The sequence below is a fragment of the Nocardia mangyaensis genome (assembly GCF_001886715.1).
Lineage (GTDB): Bacteria > Actinomycetota > Actinomycetes > Mycobacteriales > Mycobacteriaceae > Nocardia > Nocardia mangyaensis.
Genome location: NZ_CP018082.1, coordinates 2,511,250 through 2,537,521, shown reverse-complemented (window position 1 = coordinate 2,537,521; position 26,272 = coordinate 2,511,250). Strand labels below are relative to the sequence as shown.

23 protein-coding genes are annotated in these 26,272 nt (G+C 70.4%); 13 read left to right on the top strand and 10 right to left on the bottom strand.

Annotated elements, in window-relative coordinates; all coding sequences use genetic code 11:
* Positions 1–82: 82 nt before the first annotated feature.
* Positions 83–388 (bottom strand): hypothetical protein, encoded by a 306-nt coding sequence (locus tag BOX37_RS11485; RefSeq protein ID WP_071927632.1) that lies wholly within the window; start codon positions 386–388, stop codon positions 83–85.
* Positions 389–665: 277 nt separating this feature from the next.
* Here BOX37_RS11485 and BOX37_RS11480 point away from each other — a divergent pair, with 277 nt between their 5' ends.
* The 6 genes from BOX37_RS11480 (at position 666) to BOX37_RS11455 (ending at position 11,212) form a co-directional block, all read left to right on the top strand.
* Positions 666–1,859, top strand: a complete 1,194-nt coding sequence (locus BOX37_RS11480; protein ID WP_240505307.1) for an NsdA family TPR-like regulatory protein — start codon at positions 666–668, stop codon at positions 1,857–1,859.
* Positions 1,860–1,990: 131 nt separating this feature from the next.
* A complete protein-coding gene (locus tag BOX37_RS11475; RefSeq protein WP_071931397.1) occupies positions 1,991–3,493 on the top strand; it encodes a TIGR02677 family protein in 1,503 nt (500 codons plus the stop codon).
* Positions 3,490–4,863, top strand: a complete 1,374-nt coding sequence (locus tag BOX37_RS11470) for a TIGR02678 family protein (RefSeq protein WP_071927631.1) — start codon at positions 3,490–3,492, stop codon at positions 4,861–4,863. Before BOX37_RS11475 ends, BOX37_RS11470 begins: the two co-directional genes overlap by 4 nt.
* Positions 4,864–4,867: 4 nt before the next feature.
* Positions 4,868–9,463, top strand: coding sequence for an SbcC/MukB-like Walker B domain-containing protein (locus BOX37_RS11465; protein ID WP_071927630.1), 4,596 nt, complete (start codon positions 4,868–4,870; stop codon positions 9,461–9,463).
* Positions 9,464–9,896: 433 nt separating this feature from the next.
* Complete coding sequence (locus tag BOX37_RS11460) at positions 9,897–10,781, top strand: DUF4388 domain-containing protein (RefSeq protein WP_156910363.1); 885 nt, start codon at positions 9,897–9,899, stop codon at positions 10,779–10,781.
* Complete coding sequence (locus BOX37_RS11455) at positions 10,778–11,212, top strand: hypothetical protein (RefSeq protein WP_206045804.1); 435 nt, start codon at positions 10,778–10,780, stop codon at positions 11,210–11,212. The genes BOX37_RS11460 and BOX37_RS11455 overlap by 4 nt, the downstream gene beginning before the upstream one ends.
* Before the next feature lie 154 nt (positions 11,213–11,366).
* Here BOX37_RS11455 and BOX37_RS11450 read toward each other — a convergent pair whose 3' ends face one another.
* Positions 11,367–12,329 (bottom strand): helix-turn-helix transcriptional regulator, encoded by a 963-nt coding sequence (locus tag BOX37_RS11450; protein ID WP_071927628.1) that lies wholly within the window; start codon positions 12,327–12,329, stop codon positions 11,367–11,369.
* Between the two features lie 94 nt (positions 12,330–12,423).
* On the opposite strand from BOX37_RS11450, the gene BOX37_RS11445 reads away from it, so the two are divergent.
* Positions 12,424–13,560: an epoxide hydrolase family protein gene (locus tag BOX37_RS11445; RefSeq protein ID WP_071927627.1), complete on the top strand. Its 1,137-nt coding sequence runs from the start codon at positions 12,424–12,426 to the stop codon at positions 13,558–13,560.
* 114 nt (positions 13,561–13,674) lie between these two features.
* Here BOX37_RS11445 and BOX37_RS11440 read toward each other — a convergent pair whose 3' ends face one another.
* From BOX37_RS11440 to BOX37_RS11415, 6 genes are all read right to left on the bottom strand, one after another.
* The gene (locus BOX37_RS11440; RefSeq protein ID WP_084759551.1) at positions 13,675–14,193 is read right to left on the bottom strand and encodes a M15 family metallopeptidase; all 519 of its coding nucleotides are present in this window, start codon (positions 14,191–14,193) and stop codon (positions 13,675–13,677) included.
* On the bottom strand, positions 14,190–15,536 hold the full coding sequence (locus BOX37_RS11435; protein WP_084759550.1) for an MFS transporter: 1,347 nt from the start codon (positions 15,534–15,536) through the stop codon (positions 14,190–14,192). Before BOX37_RS11435 ends, BOX37_RS11440 begins: the two co-directional genes overlap by 4 nt.
* A complete protein-coding gene (locus BOX37_RS11430) occupies positions 15,533–16,624 on the bottom strand; it encodes a PLP-dependent cysteine synthase family protein (protein ID WP_071927626.1) in 1,092 nt (363 codons plus the stop codon). Before BOX37_RS11430 ends, BOX37_RS11435 begins: the two co-directional genes overlap by 4 nt.
* A gap of 99 nt (positions 16,625–16,723) precedes the next feature.
* Positions 16,724–17,104 (bottom strand): putative copper homeostasis (lipo)protein LpqS, encoded by a 381-nt coding sequence (gene lpqS, locus BOX37_RS11425; protein ID WP_071927625.1) that lies wholly within the window; start codon positions 17,102–17,104, stop codon positions 16,724–16,726.
* A 115-nt stretch (positions 17,105–17,219) separates the two neighbouring features.
* Entirely contained in the window at positions 17,220–18,596 is a 1,377-nt protein-coding gene (locus BOX37_RS11420) for an AarF/UbiB family protein (RefSeq protein WP_071927624.1), read from the bottom strand.
* 105 nt (positions 18,597–18,701) lie between these two features.
* Complete coding sequence (locus BOX37_RS11415) at positions 18,702–20,378, bottom strand: fumarate hydratase (protein ID WP_071927623.1); 1,677 nt, start codon at positions 20,376–20,378, stop codon at positions 18,702–18,704.
* A 257-nt stretch (positions 20,379–20,635) separates the two neighbouring features.
* On the opposite strand from BOX37_RS11415, the gene BOX37_RS11410 reads away from it, so the two are divergent.
* Positions 20,636–21,223 (top strand): MarR family winged helix-turn-helix transcriptional regulator, encoded by a 588-nt coding sequence (locus tag BOX37_RS11410; RefSeq protein ID WP_240505305.1) that lies wholly within the window; start codon positions 20,636–20,638, stop codon positions 21,221–21,223.
* A 12-nt stretch (positions 21,224–21,235) separates the two neighbouring features.
* On the opposite strand, the gene mftD is transcribed toward BOX37_RS11410, so the two are convergent.
* Together mftD and mftE are read right to left on the bottom strand one after the other, a co-directional pair.
* Positions 21,236–22,474, bottom strand: a complete 1,239-nt coding sequence (mftD, locus tag BOX37_RS11405; protein WP_240505304.1) for a pre-mycofactocin synthase MftD — start codon at positions 22,472–22,474, stop codon at positions 21,236–21,238.
* Complete coding sequence (gene mftE / locus BOX37_RS11400) at positions 22,471–23,175, bottom strand: mycofactocin biosynthesis peptidyl-dipeptidase MftE (RefSeq protein ID WP_071927622.1); 705 nt, start codon at positions 23,173–23,175, stop codon at positions 22,471–22,473. Before mftE ends, mftD begins: the two co-directional genes overlap by 4 nt.
* Before the next feature lie 63 nt (positions 23,176–23,238).
* On the opposite strand from mftE, the gene mftR reads away from it, so the two are divergent.
* The 5 genes from mftR (at position 23,239) to BOX37_RS11375 (ending at position 26,267) form a co-directional block, all read left to right on the top strand.
* Positions 23,239–23,838, top strand: a complete 600-nt coding sequence (gene mftR / locus BOX37_RS11395; RefSeq protein WP_071927621.1) for a mycofactocin system transcriptional regulator — start codon at positions 23,239–23,241, stop codon at positions 23,836–23,838.
* 110 nt (positions 23,839–23,948) lie between these two features.
* Entirely contained in the window at positions 23,949–24,854 is a 906-nt protein-coding gene (locus tag BOX37_RS11390) for an STAS domain-containing protein (protein WP_071927620.1), read from the top strand.
* 10 nt (positions 24,855–24,864) lie between these two features.
* Positions 24,865–25,248 carry an STAS domain-containing protein gene (locus BOX37_RS11385; RefSeq protein WP_071927619.1) on the top strand — a complete coding sequence of 128 codons (384 nt, stop codon included), beginning with the start codon at positions 24,865–24,867 and terminating at the stop codon, positions 25,246–25,248.
* Entirely contained in the window at positions 25,238–25,651 is a 414-nt protein-coding gene (locus BOX37_RS11380; RefSeq protein ID WP_084759549.1) for an ATP-binding protein, read from the top strand. The genes BOX37_RS11385 and BOX37_RS11380 overlap by 11 nt, the downstream gene beginning before the upstream one ends.
* Entirely contained in the window at positions 25,644–26,267 is a 624-nt protein-coding gene (locus BOX37_RS11375; protein ID WP_071927618.1) for a SpoIIE family protein phosphatase, read from the top strand. Before BOX37_RS11380 ends, BOX37_RS11375 begins: the two co-directional genes overlap by 8 nt.
* The last annotated feature ends 5 nt before the right edge of the window (positions 26,268–26,272 follow it).

The following is a 26,272-nucleotide window of genomic DNA, read 5'->3' as shown; positions in this document are numbered from 1 at the left end:
CGGATGTCGTTGTCGCAGGTGGACGGGCGCGGGGCGGGCCGTTACCGAGATGGCGGTTCGGCATCGGCGCCGGTGGCCACGGTCAACGCTCCAAGGTGAGCACCTGGGCGGCTGCCTCGTGCGCCAGCTTCGCGATCAGCAGGTCACGCGGAATCGTCTGGCCGGCAAGGTGATCCAAGGACGGCACCACCACGTGGTGCGCGTCGGCCCGCTTCAATTCCTGAGTGAGCTCGGCGAATGCCGCACCGTCACCCGCGGTCGATTCATGGAATGTCGCCGCAAAACACATCCCCGCGGTGCGCGCGAGGGTACGTAGCGCATCCTCCAATTGGTCGCCCTGGCCATCGGCCAGATCGTCCCGCAAGTATCCATAGATCAACGCTTCCACCCGAACCTCCGTTGGATTGGGATCGCTGTTCTGTTGTCGGATCCCCCCGCGCCGCGCGGTGCGCCGCGCGGGGGTACTGCGTTGCCCCGCAAGCTCTCCTGCGGGGCGGGTGTCCGGTCTGACCGAAGCACCTGCTTACAGCATGCGCATTTTCGGCCTCCGGCAGCAGATGTCACACCGATGACATCTACGTGCCCTATTCGAGACGCCGAACGTTAACTGGTGGAATACTACCGCCGTGACCGCAACTGATGATCGACCCGTCTGGGCTGTCCGGATGCGCTCGGAACGTGACGCGAGGGGGTGGTCGCAAGCCGATGCCGTTCGCGCCATGCGGGCCAAGTCCTCCCACAACCTGCCGACGGACAGTACCTTGCTACGCAACTGGCGCCGTTGGGAATCCGGGGAATCGCGCCCCGACGAGTTCTACGCCCCGATCATCGCGGCGGCGTTCGACACCGTCACCGCCGCGTTCTTCCCCAAGGCCCGACCCAACCGCGATGACGAGCTGTTATCCGCCACCGGCATGGACACCCTCGAATTCATCGGCAGGCTACGGATGTCCGATGTCAACAGCGCAACCCTGGACGCGGTGCGGATCACCGCCGAGCGGCTCTGCTGCGAATACGCCTACGCCGATCCGCACGATCTGCACGCCGAGGGGACGGCGTGGCTGCGCCGGATCACCTCGCTGCTCGACGGCAGACTCACCCTGAGCCAGCATCGGGAGATCCTCGTCCTGGCCGGCTGGGTCGCGTTGCTGGTGGGTTGCGTCGACTACGACCTCGGCCGTCGCGCCGGCGCGGAGGCCACTCGCCGGGCCGCGGATTCGCTCGGCCGGGAGGCGGGCAATGTCGAGATCGTCGGCTGGGCCGCGGAGATGTCGGCGTGGTTCGCGTTGACCCAGGGCAACTTCCGTGGCGCGATCGATGTCTCGGAGAAGGCGATGGCGGGCACCACGTCGATGGGTGTCGGGGTGCAGCTGGCCGCTCAGCGCGCCAAGGGCTGGGCCCGGCTCGGCGACCGCCGCGCGGTGCAGACCGCCCTCGACGACGGTCGGTCGATCCTGGCGCGGATGGGCCATCCGGCCAACCTGGAGAACCATTTCGTGGTCGACGCAACGAAATTCGACTTCTACGCCATGGACTGCTGCCGGGTGGCCGGCCAGGACCGGCTCGCCGAGCGCTACGCCCAGCAGGTCATCCGCGACGCGACCAGACCCGACGGTTCGGTACGCAATCCCATGCGGGTCTCGGAGGCGCGGCTGACCCTGGCCGTGGTCGCCGTGCGCGATCGCGATCTCGAACGCGCGGTCGAAGAAGGCGTGGCGGCGTTCACCGCGGGCAGGCGCTCGCTGCCCTCGCTGGCCTGGATCGCGGGTGAGGCGGCGCGCGAGATCATCGAACGCTATCCCGGAGACCCGCGCACCCAGTCGTTCCTCGACCAGCTGCGCTCACTCAACGCCGGGTGAGCGCGGCGGCGATGCCACGCCGAGCCGGGACGGGTCCGGCGGAGTCGTCGGTGGCCACCACTACCCTCTCTACGGTGACCGACTCCGCCGACGGCCTGCCCAGCGCCGTGCCCGCCCTGTGGGACGAGCGTCTGCGGTTGTTCTCGTTCGCGACCGCGGAGAAGCGCGCCGACTACCTGCGGGTGCTGCGCGCCTTCGACAGCGCGCGTGCCGCCTACGTGGTGTTGTTGCACGCCGACGACGTCGCCGAGTGGATCGCCAGGGCCGAGAGCGCCGTGTATGGCGACGGGGCGGCGGGCGTGCCGCTGCCCGCCGTCGAGATCGGCCCGCTGCTCGAGCAGCTGCACCGTTGGGGCGTGCTCGAACGCAGCTATGACGGCACCCGCGCGGCCACCCTGGCCGAGTACCGCAACCGGCACTACGTCTACCAGTTCGCGCAAGCGGGCTTCCAGGCGTACCGGGCGGTGGCCGGGGTGCTGGCGGCCCGCATGGACGACGCCTCGCTGTCGCGGCTGGTGCTGCCCGAACTGCTCGCCGACCTGCGCACCCTGGCCGCGGCCAATCGCGACGGCGACGCCGAGCGCGTCTACACCACCTTGCGCAGGCTCGACGCCGCGCTGACCGACATGGCCGCGCGCGCCGCGCACTTCTACCTGTCGCTGGGCGATCTGGTGCGCACCACCGAGATCACGCCGGAGTCCTTTCTCGCGCACAAAGACGCCTTGCTGGCGCACATGCGCGAGTTCAGCATGGATCTGGCCCGGTTCGCCCCGCGGCTGGCAGCGGCGATCGGCGAGGTCGAGGACACCGGTGCCGACGCGCTGATCCGCCGGGCGGCCGGCTGCGACGAGCGGGTACTGGTGAGCCCGGCCGAACGCGAGGCCGACTGGCGCTCGCGCTGGGACGGGCTGCGCACCTGGTTCGTCGCGGCGGGCGGCGAGTCCAGCGAGTCCTGTGAGGCCGACCGGCTGCGTGAGGCGACGATGAGCGCGATCGCCGCCGTGCTGTCGCTGCTGCGGCGCGTCACCGAGACCCGCCGTGGCGGCGTCAGCCGCGAGTCCGCGTTGCGCCACCTGGCCGCGTGGTTCGTCGACACTCCGACCGCGGGCAGCGCGCACGCGCTCTACGACGCGGTGTTCGGCTTGGGCAGGCCGCGCCACCTGGCCCTGGAACATCCCGATGCCGAGTTGATCCCGACGAGCCGCTCCTGGTGGGACGCGCCACCGTTGGAGATCTCGCGCACCCTCGCCGAGACCGGTCGCGCCCCCACCGCGGGCGCACCGGCGCGGATCGCGCGCAACGACGCGGGCGTGCGCCGATTGCGCGAGGCCCAGCTGGCCGCGCAGCGCGAGCGGGCGGCCGCGGCCGCGTCGCTGGCCACCGGCGCGGTGCACGAACGGGTGCTCGACGAGCGCGAGACCGAGGTGCTGTTGCGCCTGCTCGACGCCGCCTCCACCGCGTGGGTGCCGGTGAGCGGAACCGTCGATGGCACCACGGGTTCGGACAACGGGGTCACGCTGACCGTGCGGCCGTGCGACGGGTCGACCGTCATCCGCACCGCGGCCGGCCTGCTGCACCTGAACAACCGGCGCCTCGAGGTGCGCGCCGCGGCCCGGCGGGGGGCGGCGCGATGAGGCAGCAGCGCCGCATCGATGCCCTCGCCCTGGACAGCTATCAACGCGCGGCCCGGGTGATACTGGCCAATCACCTGGTCACCCGGGTATTCCCCGATCGGATCGCGCTGCCGCTGATCCGCCGGTGGGCCACCGAGCTGCGCGAGGACCTGGCCGAGCTGTTCGGCTATCGACTCGAGGTCACCGAGACCACGGCCCGGCTCTATCCCGTCCACGATCGGCTCGACGACGGCAGACCCGCACGCAGCGTCAACGACCGGGTCTTCGATCGTCGCCGCTACGCCTACCTCTCGCTGGCGTTGGCGGCGCTCGGCCGGGCCGGTGACCAGATCACGCTGTCCGAACTGGCCGAGCACGTGGCCGACTACGCGAGCCGGATCGACGGGCTCGACCTGTCGACCGAGCGGGCCGCCGATCGCGACGCGTTCGTCGACGCGGTCGGCTGGCTGGGCGCGCGCGGCGCGCTGACCCTGGCCGATGGCGACGCGGGCGGTTGGGCCAGCGACCCGGAGGCGGGCGAGGCGCTCTACGACATCGACCGCCCGGTGGTGTTCGCGCTGTTCCGGCCGCCGCGGGCGTTGCAACACCTGCACACCGTGCGCGGTCTGCTCGCCGAGGACACCGAGCAGACCGCCGCCGACCAGGCCCGCCGGGTGCGGCGGGCGCTGGTGGAGCGGCCCGTCGTCTACCTCGCGGAGCTCTCGCCCGGCGAGCGCGCGCTTCTCGGCCAGGACCGGGTGATCGCCGAGGTCGAGTACTGCACGGGTCTGCGCGCGGAACGCCGGGCCGAGGGGGTCGCACTCATCGACACCTCGGGGCGGCTGTCCGACACCAGGTTTCCCGGCACCGGCACCCTCGCCCAGGTGGCGCTGCTGTTGATCGGTGAGATCGCCGATGTGGTGCTCGACATCGATCATCCGGTACCGCATCGGCCCGACGTCGCCGCGGCCGAAGACCTGCTGCTCGATCAGCTCGACGCGGCCATTCCCGAGGCGGGGGTGTTCGCCCCGCTGGCCGAGGACGCGCAGACCCTCGATGCCGCCGAGTCCGACGAGGAATCGCCGGACACGGAGCCGAGCACCCATCCGTTCCTCGACGAGACCTGGGTACGCGCGACCGTCAGCGCGCTGACCGATCGATACGGCGCGACCTTCGCCGCACAGTGGCAGGCCGATGTCGGCGCGCTCACCGACGAGGTGCTCGCGCTGCTGGCCCGATTGCGCCTGATCCGGCCCGTCGAGGGCGGACTGCTGGTGCTGCCCGCACTGGCCAGGTACCGGGGCGCGGTGGTCACCGTGCGGGTCCGTCGGACCGAGGAATTGTTCGTCACCGCCGCCGAGACCGGCGGCACCGCAGCGGGAGGGAACTGAACAGATGACGCTCATTCACGGCGGAGTGCGTTTCGTCCCCACCCGCGCGGGCATCGTCAACCTCTGGGATTACCGTGACCAGGAGTTCTGCTTCGCCGACGGCCGCCTGGTGCTGCGCGGACCCAACGGGTCCGGCAAGACCAAGGCCCTCGAGGTGCTGTTCCCGTTCGTGCTCGACGGCCGGATCGAACCGCGCAGGCTCAATCCGTTCGCCGGTGAAGAACGCACCATGAAGTCGAATCTGCTGTATCGCAAGCAGGAGTCGGCGTACTCGTATGTGTGGATGGAGTTCGCGCGCGGCGACTGGGACGACCCCGAGGTGGTCACCGTCGGCATCGGGATGCGCGCCACCCGCTCTTCCGACAAGGTGACCCGCTGGTATTTCGTCGCCGACGGCCGCGCCGGGGTCGACTTCTCCCTGATCGGTCCCGACGACCGCCCGCTGACGCGCAAGCAGTTGGCCGAGCAGATCGGCAGCGATGCCATCGTCGATCGGCCGGTCGAGTACCGCGCCGCGATCGACGCGCGCATGTTCGGGCTCGGCGTGCAGCGCTATGACCAGCTGATCAACCTGATCCTCACGCTGCGGCGCCCCCAGCTCGCCAAGAACCTCGACCCGCGCGGGCTCTCGCAGGCCCTCACCGACGGTCTGCGGCCGCTCGACGAACAGCTCATCCTCGACGCGGCCCGTTCGTTCAGCGATATGGAGGAGGTCGGGCGCACGCTCGACGGACTCGTCCAGGCCGACACCGCGACCCGCCGGTTCGTCGATGTCTATCGCAAATATCTTGCGGTGCAGGCGAAGACCGATGTCGACCAGGTCCGCGCCCGCCTCGACGCGGTCACCAATGCCTCGACCGCGCTGTTCGCCGCGACCGCCCTGCGCACCCGCCGCGAGACCGACCGTACCGCCGCCGAGACCAGGGCCGAGGACGCCGACCGCGCCTACGAGCAGGCCATCGCCGACCGCGAGAACCTGCAGCGTTCCAGCGCCTACGAGGGAAAACAGCAACTCGACGACCTCGCCGACGCCGTACGCCGCCTCGAGACCTCCGCCGCCGCCCACCGCGACAAGGCCGCCGAGGCCGGGCAGACCCTGCAGCGCCGCGCCGCCGAAGCCGAACGCGCCGCCGAAGCCGTCCGCACGGCCGGTGCCGCGCTCGTCCGCGGCGAAGACGCCCTGCGCGCCGCCGCCGAGGAAGCCGGCATCGAGTGGACCCCGCCGAGCGCCGAGGGTCGTGGCGACCAGTTCACCACCGCCGTGCGTGGCCACGCCGAGGAACGCGACGCCGACGTCCGCGCGGTCCGCACCGCGGCGGGCAAGTGGGAATCCGCCGCCGCCGAGCGCACCCGCGCCGAACGCCTCGCCGAACGCGCGATCGAACTGCGCGAGGCCGCCGCCGCCGAAGTCGCCCATGCCGAAGCGGCCGTCGCCCTCGCCCGCAGCGAATCCGCCGCCGCCCTGCGCACCTGGTGGACAGCGCACACCGAGGTCTTCGCGGCGGTGGCCCAGCCGACGGAATCGGCAACCGACAGCCGGTCCGGCATGTCCAGCACCGATCCCCAGTATCCGGCGAACAGCCAGGAAGACGCCGGCCCGCGCTCACCCGCCGTCGGTAGCGGCACCGGTGCCGGTCAGGCGCGCGAAGCTGCTGGCGACCGAGGCGACTCGGCCATCGGATTGCTCGAGGCGCTCGAGGCGGCTGTTGCCGGGGTCGGCGTCGACGACATCCCGTCCGCGCCGGAAGTGCTGGCCGAATATTGCGAACCACTGCAGGAGCAGATCCGCACCCGCCGTCAGGACGCCCGCTCCCGCGCCACCATCGCCGCCGGGCGGCGCGACGCCCTCGCCGCCGAGCGCACGCAGATCGCCGCCCAGCACGACGACGCTCCCCCGCCGCATCCCGCGAGAACCGGTGTGCGCGAAGGACTTCCCGGCGCACCGCTGTGGCGTCTGGTCCGCTTCGCCGATTCGGTCTCTCCCGCCGAGGCGGCGGGAATCGAAGCCGCCCTGCAGTCCAGCGGCCTGCTCGACGGCTGGATCTGCGGCCCGACCCTGCCCGCCGACATCGAGTCCGAGCACTTCTTGCTCCCCCTCCCCGCCGACCAACGCCCCACCGGCCGCACCCTCGCCGATGTCCTCGTGGTCGAAGAGGACTCCCCCGAGCTCACCGTCCCCACCGACACCGTCGCCGCGGTGCTCGCCTCCATCGCCCTGCACGAGGTGCGGGGCGCCACCGATTCGGCGGTACCCGCCACAGCCGGTGCAGGTCTTGCCGATCCGGCCGCAGCCGATCCCGACGCCGCGCCCGGCACGACCGGTGCCGCACACCCCGACGAGACCGGAGGCCCGACCGGGCACCGCACCCGCGCGGACCAGATGTCACCGCCGCCCGCTCCCACCCAGCGCACGCCGGGCCGCACCGGCGATCCCGCCCTCTCCGAACTCGCCACGCAGGCACACGGCATCGTCATCGGCGCCACCGGCGCCTTCCGCACCGCCGTACTCATCGGCCGCCATCACAAGGCCGAGGCAGAGTTCCTCGGTGCCACCGCGCGGGCGCGTAGGCGGGAGTCGCGGCTCGTCGAGATCGAGGCCGCCATCGAAGCGGCGGTGGCCGAGTTCGAGGCAGCGAAGACCGACGAGGCCGGGGCCACTGCGGAGTTGGCCGCGTTGTCGGCCACCGCGAAGGCACTGCCGCGCCCGGCGGCGGTCACCTCGGCGCTGCGGGCGGTCGCCGAGACCGCGGGCCTGATGCGCTCTCGTGTGGAGGCCGCCGCGCAGGCCGAACGCGAACTCGACCAGGCGGTCGCCGAGGTCGCCGTGCAGGACAAGAAGCTGCGGGCCGCCGCGCAGGCGCACCGGACCCCGCGTGAGGCACGGGAACTCGACGCGCTCGCCGCCGCGATCCGGCATTTCGAGAACACCGGCACCGGGCTGCTGCGCCTGCGTGCCGAGCACGAGCGGGAGCGCGAACGCGAACGCGAGGGCGCCGACCGGTACGACGAAGCCCGGGCGCTGGCCGAGGCGTTCGCCGAGGAGGCCGAGGCCGCCCGGCTCGGATACACCGAGCAGCAGCGCAAGCTGGAGACGCTGCGCGAGGCGTTGGGCGCCGGCGCCGCCGACATCGACCGCGAGCTCGACCAGGCGCGGGCCGCGATCGAGGCCGCCAAAGCCGAGCAGCGGGCCGCGCGCAAGGCCGCGAACGCCGCGATCGAGGCGGTCGGCGATGCCGAGGCCGCGTATCGCACCGCCAACGAAGCACTGGCCACCGCGCTCACCGAGGTCATGGCCGAGGTCCGTTCACTGGCCCCGTACGCCCGTCCCGACCTGCTCAGCTTGCTCGGCGCCTCGGTCGAACACCGGTGGCCCAGCAGCGATGCCGCCTGGTCGACCCCGGAGCAACTGCAGTACCGCATCCTCACCGCGGGCCCGGAGACCGATCTGGTCGTGCTGCCCGACGAGGTGGCCGCCCTGTTCGCCGACCTCGACGCCGCGACCACACAGGTCCGCGCCACCGAGGCCGGACGCAAGTCCACCCGCTCGGCGGTGACCAGCGCGCTGCAGGAGTTCGACGCCGCGCTCACCGCGTCGGGCCGCGACTACCGGCTGCACTGGGACGCCGCCGACGGACTCACCGTGGTGGCCGTGCACGACGAGAACGGCCAGGCCGCCCTCGCCGAGTTCGCCGCCCGCATCGACGCCGCCCGCCGCGATCAGGAACTGCTGCTCACCGACGCCGAACGCCGCATCCTCGAAGACGCCCTGCTCACCGGCCTGGCCCAGCAAATCCACGAACGCACCACCGATGCCCGCGAACTCATCTCGCGCATGGGGGCGGAGATGAAGCAGCGCCGGATGTCCTCGGGCAACACCATCGGCGTGCACTGGATCCTGGCCGACGGCCTGTCCGAGGCCGCACGTGCCATGTGCAAGCTGCTCGACCGCGACACCGCCGCGCTGAGCCCGGAGGACCTGGGCGCGGTCCGCGCGCATTTCGCCGCCGAGATCCGCGCGTCCCGCGCCGCTCATCCCGAGCGGTCCTACCCCGAGATCCTGGCCGCCACTCTCGATTACCGCACCTGGCGGGTGTTCTCGTTCACCCTGATCTCCGGCGACGGCACCGAGGACAAGCTCACCGTCGCCCGCCACAGCGCCCTCTCGGGTGGTGAACAGTCGGTCTCGCTCCACCTTCCGCTGTTCGCCGCGGCGCACGTCATGCTCGATTCGGCCGACCCGCAGGCGCCGCGCCTGCTGGCCCTGGACGAGGCCTTCGCCGGGGTCGACGACAACGGCCGCAGCGAATTGCTCGGGCTGAGTGTGCAATTCGACCTCGATCTGTTCATGACCGGCTACGACCTGTGGATCACCTACGGTCACGTCCCCGGCTGCGCCCACTACGACCTGGCGCACTCGACCGCGGAGAACACCGTCAGCGCCACCCTGCTCGTCTGGGACAGCGGCGAACTGCTCGCCGAGCACGACGGCGGCGACCTCACCACCGCCCTCGGTTCGCCCAACCGCCGCCGGGTTCCCAACACCATCGAAGGCGGACTCACCCTGGAGGGCATGCCCGGCACACCCGCCCCGGTCGGCTGAAACCTCGCTCCCGCCAACCTGACTTGACGCGTTCTCGGGCACGGAAAACAGGGTGGCCAGGCAATTGCCAGACCCCACAGACCGACCGGTTGATTTCTCCGGAAGAATACCGAATCGAATTTCCCGGAATCGGTTGCTCGAAATCCACAGTGCTGTCAGGATTTCGCTCACGCGACGACACCGACACCGGTCGGGGCGCCACGGTCAGGGTGCGGCAATGTCCGTACGCGTCAGCAATTCTCAGGGGAACGTCGTGAGATATCGACACATTCAGCACCTCACCGCACCTGTGTACCGACAGGTTTCCGGTATCGAGTGGGGTGAATCGTCAGCGGGCGAGCACCCGGCGCGGCCGCCACACGCCTCGATGCGCTGAGTTCGCTGGCGAACTCGGCCGTCCTGCCCGATGAAGGTGCCGGAGATACTCACTGTGATGGCCGCGTGGCCGTTGCTGGCTCGTCTGCGCCGGGCCCGCCCTCGTGCCGAACCGGCGCCCACCTTCCCTTGCCGACCGCCGGATGTGACCACCATGCAGCTTCCCGACCCCCTGCGCGACACCACGCGCCCGCTCGAGTCGGCGCTCGCCGAGGCCGACGCGGGCCGCTTCACCGGGATCCTGCGGATCACCGGCGAGCCAGGCGGTGACCTCCGCTTCGTCGACGGCCGGATCGTCGCCGTGACCACCGGTGGCGCACCGGGCTTCGATCAGCAGGCCGGTGATCGACCACTCGGCGCCGCGCGCACCCGCCTGCTCCGGATGACAGCGACCGTCGACGGCACGTTCGCGATCGCGGCGGGCTGGATCGATCGCTGCCACTGGATCGCCACCGACCCGCGCGTTCTCGGGGAGGAAGACCCCGGCTACGAACCGCACTGGCTGCTGGCCGAGACCGAACGACGACTCGCCGCGCTGGCCAATGCCGGGTTCTCGCCCTACCGGAACCTGTTGGCGCTCAGCGACTTCGGTCGGGCCGAACGCGACAGGGCCAACGGCGTCGCAGCCGAGATCCTGCGCCTGGCAGACAGCACCCGCAGCTGCCGCGATCTGGCGTTCCTGCTGGGCCGCCCGCTCTACCCGGTGACCGTCGAGGTCGGCCGACTGCTCACCACCGGGCACCTCACCGTGCCCACCCTGCCCGTCGACCGGAATCCGGCCACCCGGCCGGGCACGGTCGACCCCGCCCTGCCGCGGCGTCGTCGTGGCGCCAGCGGCATCAACGACACCCTGCGGCCACGTCCACCGCAGGCCGCTCCACCGTCCACGACCGCCGTGGACGAGCACCGTGCGCCGCCGCGGCGCACCGAGAGGATCACGTGAACACCAACAACACCGCCCCCGCCACCATGACCGAACGGCTCGGCGGCCTGGTCAAGGCCCTGCGCACCGAAGTGCCCGACTGCGTCGCCGCGGGCGTCATCGACATGTCGACCGGCATGCTGCTGTCGGTGGAAACGGTCGACAACCACCCGCCGGAGGTCCTCGACCTGCTCGCCGCCGCCACCCTCGATCTGTTCCAGGGCCGCAATGTGGTGATGATCGAGGACATCTGGAAGGAGCGCCGCGGCATCCGCAGCGACGAGCACTACTTCCAGGAGATCCTGGTCAACTCCAACAACCTCACCCACCTGTTCCTGCGCGCGGAAAGCCGCGACGACCTCGTCGTGGTGGTGGTGTGCCGCAAGACGGTCAACGTGGGCATGCTCTTCGCCCAGTCCCGCCGAGTGCTGAAAGACACCGGGCGCCTCTAGCCCGCGCGCCGGAGCACACGCACGACGAAGTCGCCACTCCTGACCTGGACTATTGCTCACCAGGTGGTGGTCACGTTCACTTCCCGGGTTCGAGGCCGCCACCAGAACTTGGTGATCAACGGTCCAGCATCGAGCCGGCCGCTCCCGGATGCGGTCAGCCATCCACCGCCTCCGCCAGCCGCGCTGCCAGCTGACGCAAACGTGCAGTCAGTTCCGGGGAGTCGTGGACGCGGAAACGCACGCCCAGTGACAACAACTGCACCGCAAGCCATTCGGGATCGTCATCGCGGGTGCCGACCAGCCGGCAGGCAGTGTCGCCGTCGGGAACGAGAGTGCCCGGTTCGGCACCGAGTCGACCGGCGACGCGGCCGATGGGCGCATCGATGGATACCTCAGCCCGGTATTCCGGTGTGCCCCAATCGGTTCGACGACCGGCGACATAGTCGGCCGCGTCGGCGGCCGGCAGTTCCCTGGCGACGATGCGGGCGCCGGTGGGGTGCGGACCGTCGATCCGGTCGGCCCGGTAGCTGCGCCAGGCCGCGCGATCGAGGTCGTAGGCGACGAGGTACCAGCGCCTGCCCGCTGCCGCGACGCCGACCGGTTCCACATGTCGCCGCGTCACCGCGCCCGCCGCGTCCTGGTACCCGAAGCGCAACCGTTCGCGATTGCTCACGGCCGCGGCAAGGGCGGTGAGCACCTCGGTGTCGACCGTCGGGCCCTCGCCCACGCGCACCGCTACGGCACCGCCGACCACCCGTACCCGCCTGCGCAACGTGGCGGGCAGCACCTGTTCGAGTTTGGTGAGTGCCCGCACCGACGCTTCCTCGATCCCGGCCACCGCCTGTCCCGCCGCCACCCGCAGGCCGACGGCGACCGCGACCGCCTCCTGCTCGTCGAGCAGCAGCGGCGGCAGCGCCGACCCCGCGGTGAGCCGGTAACCCCCGCTCGCGCCCAGTGTCGCCGCCACCGGATAGCCCAGTTCACGCAACCGGTCGACATCGCGACGAACGGTGCGATCGGCGACACCGAGCCGCTCGGCCAGCTCACTACCCGGCCATTCCCGCGGCATCTGCAGCAGGGACAGCAACCGGAGCAGGCGGGCGGCGGTGTCGGTCATGGCTTCGATTCTCTCGCACATCTAGGACGGAAACTGTCCTAGATGGCTCCTAGAGTCGATTTCACACCGACACCGAGATCGAGGAGTTCGCCCCATGAACAGCATCCGCCCGTTCCGCATCGACATCGCACAGGCCGAGATCGACGATCTGACCGACCGGCTCAGCCGGGCGCGCTGGGCCGCGCAGCTGCCGGGCGAGGGCTGGGACCGGGGTGTACCCACCGCGTACCTGCGCGAGGTGGCGCAGTATTGGGCGAACGAATTCGACTGGCGCGCACAGGAAGCCGCGCTCAACGCCTTCCCGCAATTCCTGACCGAGATCGACGGTCTCGACGTGCATTTCGTGCACGTCCGCTCCGCCGAGCCGAACGCGGTGCCACTGCTGCTCACCCACGGCTGGCCGAATTCATTCGTCGAGTTCACCCGCGTCATCGGCCCGCTGACCGATCCCCGCGCCCACGGCCTCGATCCCGCCCTCGCCTTCCATGTGGTGATCCCCTCGGTGCCCGGCTTCGCCTTCTCCGCCGCGCCGACCGACACCGGAATGACGACCGCGCGGGTGGCCCGGATGTGGGCCACTCTGATGGAACGGCTCGGCTACGACCGCTACGGCACCCAGGGCGGCGATCTGGGCGCCTACATCGCGCCAGAGCTGGCCGTGGCGGCCCCCGAGCACGTGATCGGCGTGCACCTCGACGGCGGGATCGGCATGCCGAGCGAGGACGACGTGCCCGCCATGTCGGCCGAGGACCAGGCCCAGTGGGCCGAGATGCAGCAGTGGATGACCGGCGGCACAGACCATCACGCCCTGCTGAAGGCAGCCCCGCAGACCTTCGCGCTGGGCTGGAACGATTCGCCGGTGGCGCTGCTGGCCTGGATTCTGCAGAAGTTCCAGGAGTTCACGCCGATGGCCGAGGTGGCCGAGGACGTGATCGACCGCGACCACATCCTCACCAACGTGGCCCTGTACTGGTTCACCCAGACCGCCGGCTCCTCCTCCTGGCCGATGTACAACGGGCTGCGCGAGGGCGGATTCGGCTGGCCGATCGGCCAGAACCTCGTGCCGACCGGCGTCTACGGCGGTGGGTCACCGCTGATGCGCAAGCTCGCCGAGCGCGACAACAAAATCACGCACTGGCCCGAGGAGAACCCGGGCAACCACTTCGTCGCCATGGAGGAACCGGCCGCGCACGTCGCCGACATCCGTACCTTCTTCGCCACGCTGCGCTAGGAGCCGAGCCACCCTCGGACGCGGGTCAACCGAGCACCGAAGGCACGATCGGCGCGGAGCCGGAGTTCCCACGATCCGGCTCCGCGCTGACTCATGTCAGGCACGGGATCACGTTCAGCGCAGGCTGGCGTCAGGCGCTCGGGGTGGGCACGGCGCCCCAGGCGCGGTGACCAACTCGAAGTGCCACCACTCGTTGTCGAAAGTCCGGCAAAGCCCCCAGCGGTAACCGTTGTTCTCCAGCCACTGCGCGCCCACCTGGGGGCCCACGTCGATCGCGTGGCCGGAGACATGGGTCGACTCCTCCGGCGGCAGCACCCAGCGGCGAGCCTCTTCGGGGCTGCCGTAGGTGGCCAGGCCGTCGTTCCACAGCCATTGCTGCTGCTCGTAGGTGCGGTGTCCGGAGGTGATCGACAGCGGCACCCCTTCGGCGTGCGCCTGGCGCTCGGCGACGGTGTAGGCCACCGCCAGTGAGGGGTCGAGGCCCTCCGTGCCCGCGGCCGACTGGGTCTGCTCGCGCAGCTCGATCGAGCCCGGCTCGGCAGCGGCGATCCCGAGGCCGACGGCGGTCACGGCCGCCGCGGCCGTCGTCGTCAGGAGAATCCGGTCGGCCGCGCGGCCGAGCACAGTGGTCATGCCCGAATCCTATCGACCAGCTCCCGGATCGCGCCCTGCGGCCGATCCGGCTCCCGGTCCATGCGCACCGGCCAGCGCCCGGGCGCGGCGGTGTAGGCGGACAGGGCCGAATTCCGGCGATGGCGTCCCCGTTCCGGCCGCAGCGCACGCCCCACCGCGACCGCGGTCAGCGCGCCGATCAGCGCGATGCCCAGCCACACCAGCCGGTCGGCACCCGCCGACCTGGCCGCGCCGAGCACCGCACCGGTGGCCAGGTTCCCCACCAGGATCGCCACCCCGACGATGGTGTTGTAGAAGCCGTAGTGGGTGGCCACCAGCTTGCCGTCGGCCATCGAGACCACGGTGTCCATCTCGAACGGGAACACCGCCGCCGTGCCCAGCGCAAGCACCGCGGCCGACACCAGCAAGGCGCCCGCCGCGACCACCGGTCCGACCCCGTCCGGTTCCGGCACGAGCGCGAGTGGCAGGAAGGCCGCGGCGAGCACGCCGAGCCCGACGACCAGCCCGCGCTCGGTCCCCCACCGCCGCCGGAACCAGGCGGTGATCCGCCACTGCCCGGCGATGGCGACCACGCCCGACAGTACGAACACCGCCGCCGTCAGCGCCTGCGCCCCGGCCGCACCGGCGACGAACTCCGCCTGCAGCGGCAGCGCCAGATACACCTGGAACGACAGCACATACGAACCGCCCATCGCGACGGCGAAGGCGAGGAACCGCCGGTTGCCCGCGATCGCACGCCAGTCGCCCAGCACCGAGCCACCGCTGACGACCCCGCGACGCTGCGGGAGCGCGCACAGCTGCGCCACGGTGAGCACCGCGAACACCGCGGCGGCCACCATCGCGACCCACCGGAAGTCCAGGCCGAGCAGGGCGATACCGACCAGCGGACCGGCCAGGATGCCCGCCTGATAGAACACGTTGAACACCGCGAAGGCCTCCACCCGACGCTCACCCGCCTCGGCGGCGAGATAGGCGCGCACAGCCGGGTTGAACAACGCACCGGCGAAACCCGTTGCGGCGGAAGCGACCAGAAGCATCGGCAGCGACGACGCCACCACCAGCGCGGCGAAACCCGCTGTCCGCAGCAAACACCCGGCCACGATCAGCGGTTTGTAGCCGAGCCGGTCGGCCAATGTCCCACCGAGCAGGAACATTCCCTGCTGGGAGAAGTTCCGCACGCCCAGCACCAGCCCGACCGCCCAGGCCGCCAGGCCGAGCGGTCCCGCCAGATACCCGGCCAGGTACGGCATCAGCATGTAGAAGCCGAGATTGATGCCGAACTGGTTGATCATCAGCAGCCGGGCGGGCAGGTCGAACCCGGCGAAGGCTCGCAGCGTTCTCATGAGACCACCGGTCCGGCCGCGGCCGGATCGACCACGACCGGGCACCGCGTCCAGCTCTGGACCACCCGCTCGCCTGGATGCGCGATGACCTCCGGCTCGCGCGGCGGCGGCCCGGCGAGCAACCCGTGTTCGCCGCAGTAGGTGTCGTTGTACACGGTGTCGAAGTAGCGGTGCGGTCCGTCGGGGAACACCGCGGCGATCCGGGTGTCCGGCGCGGCGGTGCGCGCGGCCCAGCCCGCCACCAGCGCGACCGCGCCGACGCTCCAGCCGCCGGTGACGTAGTGCGTAGCGGCCAGCGTGCGGCAGGCCCAGACGGCTTCGGCCGGCGCCACCCAGTGGACCTCGTCGAAGGCCCCGTAGTCGACGTTGGCGGGCCGGATGCTGGAGCCGAGCCCGCGCATCAGCCGCGGGCCCGCCGGTTGCCCGAAGATGGTCGAGGCCACCGTGTCGACCGCGATCAGCCGCAGGTCGGGGTGGTGCCCGCGCAGGTGACTCGCGACACCGGCTGAGTGGCCCCCGGTGCCGACCGCGCACACCAGCACGTCGACTCGGCCGATCTGCTCGATCAGCTCCTCGGCCAGGCTCGCGTAGCCGTCGGGGGCGTCGGGGTTGCTGTACTGGTCGGGGCACCAGGCCGTGGGATCGGCGGCCAGGGCCGCGGCGACGTGCTCGCGGCGGGCCTGCTGCCAGCCACCCACCGGATGTGGCCGTTCGACCCGGTCGACCCGCGCGCCGAACGCGGTCAGCATGCGGTCCACGATGGGCTCGAGGCCCGGATCGGTCACCACCGTCACCGGGTGGTTGTACACCAGCCCCGACAGCGCGAGACCGAGACCGAAAGTGCCGCTGCTGGATTCGATGATCCGGGCACCGGGCATCAACTCGCCGCGCTGCTCGGCGCGGCCCACCATGTGCAGGGCGGCGCGGTCCTTCATCCCACCCGGGTTGAATCCTTCCAGCTTGGCCCAGAACCCCCGATCGGGTCCGGACAGCGGCGCACCCACCCACATCACCGGGGTGTTGCCGACGAGGTCGTGCGGCCGGTCGGCGATGGCGCGAGCGGTCCTGTCGAGCACGAATTCCTGCATGTCTGTCGCTTCCTGAGTCGGCCGCCACGGACGGCGGCACGGACGAGCACGGGCACGCGGACACCGGCCTACCGTCCGGGCAGGCCTGTCGCTGACCGGTCAGCGTCGGCAGATGCAGAAATGCGTGAGGATGTCGCGGCCGGGGCGCGACCACAAGACGGCACGCGGGGGTCCACGCCCGGCGAGCGCGGGCAGCCCCCAGGCCGCCACCACGACGAGCAGGATCGCGATGAGGGTGACGAGCAGAACGAGCGCGCTGTCCGACCCCGCGACATCGGGCAGGCAGTGGTCGGGTAGCGGGTGGTCGGGCACCACGACATCGGCGATGTCCGCGACCATCGCGACCGTGCCGGACCCGACGTGGTGGTCGTCGTGATTTGCTGCGGTGCAGTCGATCAGCAGGGCGCACAGCGTGGTGAGGACCACCAGCACCGCGAGTGGGCGGGTCCGGCCACGAAAGCCGTCGGCCGAACGTCGCACTTCGCTCCTTCCCCACGCAGGTGCCGGTCGCCGACCAAGCTACTACAGCATTACGTAGAAGCAGGTCAGCGCTCCGGAAGCGAGCGGGACGGCGCCGGTGCGGGATTCGCGGCGGTCAGCGCGAGCGGCGCCGCCACTGCTCGCACTCGCGGCCGATCGCGGTGTGCGCGGGCTCACCGTAGAGCCATTCCCTGGCCAGCAGGTGCCAGTTGGCGGTGACCCGCAGCTGGCCGAGGGTGGCGAAGGTGAACAGGTCGGCGCGCCGGGAGAACACGTGCTCGGGCGGCAGCATCTGGCTGTGCATCCCCTGAAACTCCACCGAGCGCGGGTCGACGGCCAACAGGATTGCGCCGGTGGCCAATTCGGGGGTGATGGTGACCACCTCGTCGAGCAGATGCCAGCCCGTCGCCGCCCAGACATACGCCTGGCACTCGGCCACGGTCACCCCGGACTCCGGGTCGATGATGCCGCGGCCGACCCAGGCGTCGTACACGTCCTCGGGCCTGCCCTCGGCCGCCGCACGCAGGCACGAACGCTCGAATTCGACGTGCACCGGGTCCATTTCGTTGTAGAGGCCGAAATCGACGAAGGCGAGTCTGCCGTCATCGGCGAGCAGGACATTGCCCGGGTGCGGGTCGCCGCAGAACTCGTAGTCGGCGAACAGGGAGCCGATGTAGAAGCGGTAGATCAGCTCACCGAGTCGATCACGTTCGGCATCGGGCAGCGTCTGGATGTGCGAAAAGGGTCGGCTCTCGACGAACTCGGTGACCAGGACGTTGTGCGAGCAGTATTGCTCGAGTGCGTCCGGGACGGTGATGAAGGGATGGCCACGATAGCGCTGCGCCACCCGATGCTGGGTCCGCGCCTCACGCAGATAGTCGAGTTCGCTGCGCAGATTCCCCGCGATCTCCTCGAGCACGCCGGTGTCGGCCATCGTCGGCAGAATGGATTTGCCCATCTTGGACAGGAACTCGAGATTGCTGATGTCGGCATTGACCGCGCGTTCGACCCCGGGATACTTCACCTTCACCGCGACCGTGCGACCGTCGCGCAGCGTCGCCCGATGCACCTGACCGATCGAGGCCGAGGCGATGGCGGTCTCGTCGAAATCGGCGAAAGTCCGTGCCAGCGGGCCCAAATCGCCCTCGATCACCGCGCGCATCTTCGCGAACGGCACCGCCGGTGCCCGGTCCCGCAGCGCGGCGAACTGCTCCCGGAACTGCTCGCGATAGGCCTCCGGCACGAAATCCAGATCCAGCACCGACAGCATCTGCCCCAGCTTCATCGCCGAGCCCTTCATACTGCCCAGCACCGCGACGATCTGCTGCGCCGTCTGCATCGCCGAGCGCTCCGCCAGCACCTGCCTGGCTTCCTCGGTTCGCCCGATCATCGACAACCGCCGGCCCACCCCGCGCACCGCCTGCTCGGCAGCCAACTGCCCCAGCTTCGCGCTGCGCACGACCCGGCTCCCCGGCACCCCGGTGGCAGCCATCCGCACCTCCTCAGGGCACACCGCACCCATCGAGCGATAACCTTAACCGCCCGCTCCGGCGCCGACCGGCCATTTCCCGATGACGACCGGTCGTGCACGGTGAGACTAGACGCGTTCCTTGGAGCGGGTCCGCACACGCAGGGCGAGGGGCTTGGACGTTTCGGCGAAGAAGTCGTTGCCCTTGTCATCGACGACGATGAAGGCCGGAAAATCCTCGACGTCGATCTTCCAGACGGCTTCCATGCCGAGCTCGGGGTACTCGAGAACCTCGACGTTCTTGATGCAGTCCAGGGCCAGGCGGGCGGCGGGGCCGCCGATGGAGCCGAGGTAGAAGCCCCCGTGCTCGTGGCAGGCCTTGGTGACCTGGGCGGAGCGGTTGCCCTTGGCGAGCATGATCATCGAGCCGCCCGCGGCCTGGAACTGGTCGACGTAGGAGTCCATCCGGCCCGCGGTGGTGGGGCCGAAGGAGCCGGAGGCATAGCCGGAGGGGGTCTTGGCCGGTCCCGCGTAGTAGACGGCCATGTCGCGCAGGTACTGCGGCATGGGCTCGCCCGCGTCGAGGCGTTCCTTGATCTTGGCGTGGGCGATGTCGCGGGCCACGACCAGCGGGCCGGTGAGCGACAGGCGAGTCTTCACCGGGTACTTCGACAGTTCGGCGCGGATCTCGTCCATCGGGCGGTTGAGGTCGACCTTCACCACGTCGCCGCCGAGGATGTCGGCGGTCTGCTCCGGCAGGTACTGGGCCGGTTCGGTTTCCAGCTGCTCCAGGAAGATGCCATCCTTGGTGATCTTGGCCAGCGCCTGCCGGTCGGCCGAGCACGACACCGCGATGGCGACCGGGCAGGAGGCGCCGTGCCGGGGCAGGCGCACCACGCGCACGTCGTGGCAGAAGTACTTGCCGCCGAACTGCGCGCCGATGCCGAACTCGCGGGTGAGCTGGAAGACCTCTTCCTCGAGCTCGAGATCACGGAAGGCGTGGCCGGTGATCGAGCCCTCGGTCGGCAGGTTGTCCAGGTAGTGCGCGGAGGCGTATTTGGCTGTCTTCAAGGCGAATTCGGCGCTGGTGCCACCGATGACCACGGCCAGGTGGTAGGGCGGGCAGGCCGCGGTGCCGAGCGAGCGGATCTTCTCGTCGAGGAACTCGAGCATGCGCTCGGGGTTCAGGACCGCCTTGGTCTCCTGGTAGAGGAACGACTTGTTGGCCGAACCGCCACCCTTGGCCATGAACAGGAACTTGTAGACCGGGTTGTCGGGGGTGCCCTCGGTCGAGTACAGCTCGATCTGCGCGGGCAGGTTGGAGCCGGTGTTCTTCTCGTCCCACATGGTGATCGGGGCGAGCTGGGAGTAGCGCAGGTTCAGCGTGGAGTAGGCGTCGAACACACCGCGGCTGATCCACTCGGCGTCGTCGACGCCGGTCAGCACGCCCTCGGACTTCTTGCCCATCACGATCGCGGTGCCGGTGTCCTGGCACATCGGCAGCACACCGCCCGCGGAGATGTTGAGGTTCTTGAGCAGGTCCAGCGCGACGAAGCGGTCGTTGCCCGAGGACTCGGGATCGTCGATGATCTTGCGCAGCTGGCGCAGGTGCGCGGGGCGCAGGTAGTGGCTGATGTCGTGGATCGCCGTCTCGGTGAGCAGGCGCAGCGCCTCCGGCTCGACCTGCAGGAACGTGCGGCCGTTGTGCTCGAAGGTGCTGACCCCCTGCGTCGTCAGCAGACGGTACGGCGTGTCGTCGGCGCCGATCGGCAGCAGATCGGAATAGCGGAACTCCGGCGCGGTCACGACAGCGCACTCCTTCGGGCAGGGCGGGCACCGCGACAACCGCGAGGCGCCAACCAGGGCTGGTCACAAAGCATCGGCAGCCTATCGACCGCCCGCACCGGCACCCCCGATTAGGCAACCCTATGCCCGTACGGCACCATCCCTAACCAAGATCGAGGTTGCACGTTCAACACAAACGGTGCTACCCATCTCCGTGGACGGTGGCGGGCGTGCACCGTTGCAAACCGAAGCTTGCACCGAGAATCTGGAGCGCGATCGTGACCGATCCACAGTGGCTCGATGATGTCGAAATGCGCGCCTGGCTGGGCTATGTGCGGACCCGTGATCTGATCGCCGCGGCGATCGGACGTGACGCGGGCCGCACCGCCAACCTCAGCTGGGTGGAGTACTCGGTGCTGGTCTACCTGGCCGACGCGCCGGGTCAGCGACTCACCTTCGCCGACCTGGCCAGTGCGCTGGAATGGTCGCAGAGCCGCCTCTCGCACCAGATCACCCGCATGCAGAAACGCGGACTGGTGACCCGCGAGACGATGCCCCACGACGCCCGCCGCACCGTCGCCCGGCTGACCACCGCGGGCGGCCAACTCCTCACCACCGCGGCGCCGGCCCACGTGCGCAGCGTGCGAAGACACATGATCGATGTTCTCGACCGCGACCAGCTCGCGGCCCTGGCCGAGATCTACGAGGTGCTCATCAACCACCACCGCAGCGCGGCGACCGACTGCGGTGCCGCAGGTGAGGACGAGACCGACGCGATCCCCGCGGACCTGACCGATGAGGACCTGACCGACCCGCCGCCGGACAGCGACGGCGCACCACTGGCCGAGGTCGCCGCCGAGCAGTGACGGCGGCCGTTCCTACTGCGACACAGGCACTTCCATGGACTTGCCGTTGGTCGCGACGTCCTGATGGCCACGCTCGTCGTGTCCCACCCCGAGCGCCCGTTCGAACCCCGCGGGGACGACGATGTCGTCGCGAGTGAGATCGGCGACCGAGGTCTTGCGCAGCCCGAGCAGGGCGGAGTCGATGCCGCCGCGCAGGATGTCGAGGACGTTCTCCACACCGGCCTGACCGTTGGCGGCCAGGCCCCACAGGTAGGCACGGCCGATCAGGACGGCGCGCGCGCCGAGGGCGACGGCCTTGACCACATCGCTGCCGCGGCGGATGCCGCCGTCGAGCAGGACCTCGATCTCCGAGCCCACCGCGTCGGCGAGCACGGGCAGGGCGCGGATGGCGGCGGGAGTGCCATCGAGATTGTTGCCACCGTGGTTGGACACCGAGATGGCGGCCACGCCGGCCTCGACCGCACGCCGGGCGTCGTCGACCCGCATGACGCCCTTGAGCACGACGGGACCATCCCACTGCTCGCAGATCCAGGCGACGTCGGCCCAGTCGGGTGCGGGAGTCTGCATCCATTCGCCGTAGGCGCCGAAGAAGCCGGGCGCCGCGCCGCCGCCGACGGCCATGTTGGGCGCGGTGAGATCGGGGATGGAGCCCGAGCGCAGGTAGGTGGCCAGCCAGCGCGGGCGGGCCAGGGTCTGCGGGGCGAACTTCATCATGGTGCGCAGGTTCAGCGATTCCGGGATCACCGGGCTGCCCCAGTCGCGCCCGTGCGAGAACGACCAGTCCAGGGTGAGGATCAGGCCCACGGCGCCCGCCTGCTTCGCCCGGGCCATCCGCTCGAGGATCTGGTCCTTGTCGCCGCACCAGTACAGCTGGAAGAAGGTGGCCGGATTGGCCGCGATCACGTCTTCGATCGGCTTGCTGGCGAACGAACTCAGACCCATGGCGATGCCGCGGGCGGCCGCGGCCCTGGCGACGGCGACCTCACCGTCGGGATGCACCGCCTGCACGCCGGTCGGCGAGATGAGCACCGGCATGGAGATCTGCTGACCGAGCACGGTGGTGGACTGGTCGCGCTCACCGATCGGGCCCGCACAGTGTGGGGCAAAACCGAGTTCGGTGAACGCGGTCTGGTTGTCCTCGATGGTCTGGCCGCGTTCGGAGCCCGCGATCAGCGCGCCGTACACCGATTTCGGCAGGCGCTTGCGGGCGCGACGCTGCGCCTCGGCGACGGTCTCGAACCAGGGATTCATCGAAGGGGTCCTTCCTCATGATCCTGTGGCCACCATCGGCCCAGGTCGTTCAACAACGCGGTGGTCGCCGCGGTCAGCAGCGCGGCACCTTCCTCGGCGCAGGCCCCGGTGGGGTCACCGAGAATTCCGTTCGGGCTCACCGCGCGCACGCCGCCCGCGCGCAGCAGCGGCAGCAGTTCGGGCAGGGGGCGCCGGTCGCCCGGTTCGGCCAGTTCGGCGCGCACCCGCTGTGGCGCCAGCGCCAGCTGCAGCGAGGTCTCGGACCGGCCCGCGTGCGGATCGCCGCCGTAGCCGGGCGAGAACAGTCGCACATCACGCGATTCCGCGCGCAACAACTCGACCGCGCGGCGCAGCGGCTCGATATTGCCGCCGTGGCCGTTGACCAGCGCGATCCGGGTGAAGGTGTCGGTGGCCGAGCGGCACAGTTCCACCACGAGCAGCTCGAGCGCGGCCCGCCCGATCGACAGCGTGCCGGCGAACCCCGCGTGCTCGCCGCTGGCGCCGTAGGGCACCGGCGGCGCGATCAGCACATCGGTGCGCTCGGCAGCGGCCCGCGCGCACAGGGCGGCGGCGATGTCGCTGTCGGTCGACAGCGGCAGATGCGGCCCGTGCTGCTCGGTCGCACCGAGCGGGATGAGCAGGATCACTCCCTCGGCGGCCCATGCGCCCGCCTCGGGCCATGTGAGGTGCGCCACGAACATATCCCGAACATTAACGACAGTCACTGACATAATCAAGGCCCGCCGAGTCCCTACGCTGTATCCATGCCCGCCCCGATCCCGCGCACCCATCGCGGTCGTCCCCCGCGCACCACGCGCCGCGAACTCGAAGTCATCGCGATGAAACTGTTCGCCGAACACGGCTTCGACGACGTCACCGTCGAACGCATCGCGGCCGAGGCCGGAGTCAGCGAGCGCACCTTCTTCCGGTACTTCCCGAGCAAGGCCGAGGTGCTGTGGCACCAGTTCGACAACGAGGTCGACGACCTACGCGCCGCCTTCGCCGCGGTACCCCCCGACGAGCCGATGATGGCGGCGGTGCGCCGAATAGTGGTGACGGCCAACCGCTACCGCGCCGAGGACATCCCCGAGCTGCGCACCAGGATGAAGCTGGTCTCCGGCGTGCCCGCGCTCTCGGCGGGCGCGGGCGCGCACTACGACGCCTGGGAGCGCGCGGTCGGCGAATTCGCCGCGAGCCGCCTCGGCACCACCGCGGGCGCGCTCGTCCCGCTGGCGGTCGGACGCACCACCCTGGCCGCCGCGCGGGCCGCCTTCGACGCCTGGCTCGAACGCGGCGACACCGACCTGACCGTCTACCTGGACGAGGCCCTGCGGGCGCTGGAGCGCGGATTCGCTCCGGAATAGGCGACAACCGGCAGGTTTGGGCAGCACCACCGGTGGGGTATGAGTAGGCTCGGGTCCAAACGCGCGCCGTGCGCACCGCAGAAAGTCCGTCGAAAGGGGCAGGAGTTTCCATGTCCGAGGTGTCCATGAGTCTTTCGGCGGATTCGCTGCCGGCACGCCCGGTAGACAGCCTGCTACCCCAACTGGTCGAACACCTCAGGCAGAACCGCACCGCCCTGCGCGAGGAATGGGCCCGGCGCATCACCGAGGCCCAGCTGCTCACCGCGATGACCCCGGAGGAGATCTTCTCCGAGGCCACCTCGATCTTCGACAACTACGTCGAGGTGCTCGAGACCGGCAGCGTCGAGGCACTGCAGGCCTACGCCCGCGACCTGTCCGAGCGCATCATCCCCCGCGGCGTCGAGACCGACGAGGTGCTCGGCATCGTCGCCCTGCTGCGTGACGTGCTGGCCCGCTCGCTGTTCTCGAAGTACCAGTCCAACTTCGAGATGCTCAACCAGGTGCTCGACGCCTACGAGCCCGCCGCCAACCGCATCGCCAACACCGTGAGTGTGTCGTTCGTGCAGGAGCGCGAGCGCGTCATCAGCCGCCAGCAGGAAGCCATCCGCGAGCTGTCCACGCCGGTGCTGCAGGTGCGCGAGCAGCTGCTCATCCTGCCGATCATCGGCGTGCTCGATTCCCAGCGCGCCCGCCAGCTCACCGAGCAGTTGCTGCGCGCCATCCGGGCCAATCGCGCCAAGGTCGTCGTCATCGACATCACCGGTGTGCCCGCGATCGACTCGGTGGTGGCCAACCACCTCGTGCAGACCGTCGACGCGTCCGGCCTGATGGGCGCCAGCGTCATCATCACCGGCCTGTCCTCGGAGATCGCGCTCACCCTGGTGACCATCGGTCTCGACCTGTCCAAGATGAACGCCGTCGGCGACCTGCAGGGTGGCATCGAGGAGGCGGAGCGCCTGCTGGGTTACGAGGTGTCGAGAGGCAACGAGCGCCTGGTCGAGCGGGACGGGCGCTGATCCGTCCACCATGCCCGTACCTATTCTCAAACAGGGCACCTTCCTGATCGCCTCGGTGCAGTCGGCGCTGACCGACGCCGATACCGAGCGCCTGCAGGAAGACCTCATGAAGCAGGTCAGCCGCTATCGCGCGACCGGCATCATCGTCGACGTCACGGCGATCGACATCATGGACTCCTTCGCGGCGCGCTCGCTGCGCACCATCGCGCACATGACCCAGCTGCGCGGCGCCGAGACCGTCATCGTCGGCCTACAGCCCGAGGTCGCTTTCGCCATGGTCCAGCTCGGGCTGACCTTCGAGGACATGCACACCGCGCTGGATCTGGAGGAGGGCCTTGCCTGGCTGAACCGGCATCCGCGCAGCCGACGAGACGGTCGTGACAGTGGCCGCTGAGCAGGTCGCGATCGGGGTCAAGGTGTCCGAAGACATCGTGACGGCACGCAAAGCCGGACACGAGCTGGCGGCGCATCTCGGCTTCACCCTCACCGACCGCACCATGATCTCGACCGCCATCTCCGAAATCGCCCGCAACATCACCAGCTACGCGGGCAGCGGCGAGATCCGTTTACTGGTGGATCTGCGCGAAGGGCGCAAGGCGCTCGTCGTCCAAGCCGAGGACCAGGGACCGGGGATTCGCGATATTCCGCGGGCGTTGGAGGACGGCTATTCCACCGGCCGTGGCCTCGGTCTCGGCCTGCCCGGCGCGCGCAGGCTGATGGACCGCCTGACCATCGATTCCGCTCCCGGCCGCGGCACGTTGATCGAGATGTGGAAGTGGGTACCCGACGGTGCATGAGGACGGGATCATCGGCCGCACGGAATGGTCGACGGCCGGTCGGGCACTGCCCGGCCAGGACGTCTCCGGTGACCGTGCCGTCGTCCTGGACACCGGCGACGGCGGCGCGCTGTTCGCCGTGCTCGACGGGCTCGGGCACGGCGTCGCCGCGGCCGACGCCGCCGATCGCGCGGCGGGCATCCTGGCCGACAACCGTGGCGAACCCCTGGATGTGTTGATGGTGCTGTGCCATCGCGCGATGGTCGAGACCCGCGGCGCCGCGCTCTCGCTGGCGCTGATCGGGCCGGGCGAGACCCTGGAGTGGCTCGGCGTCGGCAATGTCGAATCCCGGTTGCTCACCCTCGGTCCCGCCGGGCCGGAGCTGCGCGCGACCATGCTGCTGACGGGCGGCATCGTCGGCTACCGGCTGCCCTCGCACCTGCAGCCGCAGACCCTGCCGATCCGGCCGGGCGACCTGCTGCTGATGGCCACCGACGGCATCGTCGCGGTGGGCCCCGAATCGATCGATCTGGCCAAACCGGCCACCGCCGTCGCGGGTGACCTGCTCGCGCGTGACGCCAAGGACACCGACGACGCCCTGGTGCTCGCGGCCCGCTTCCGCGGAGCCTGCCCATGAAAGGT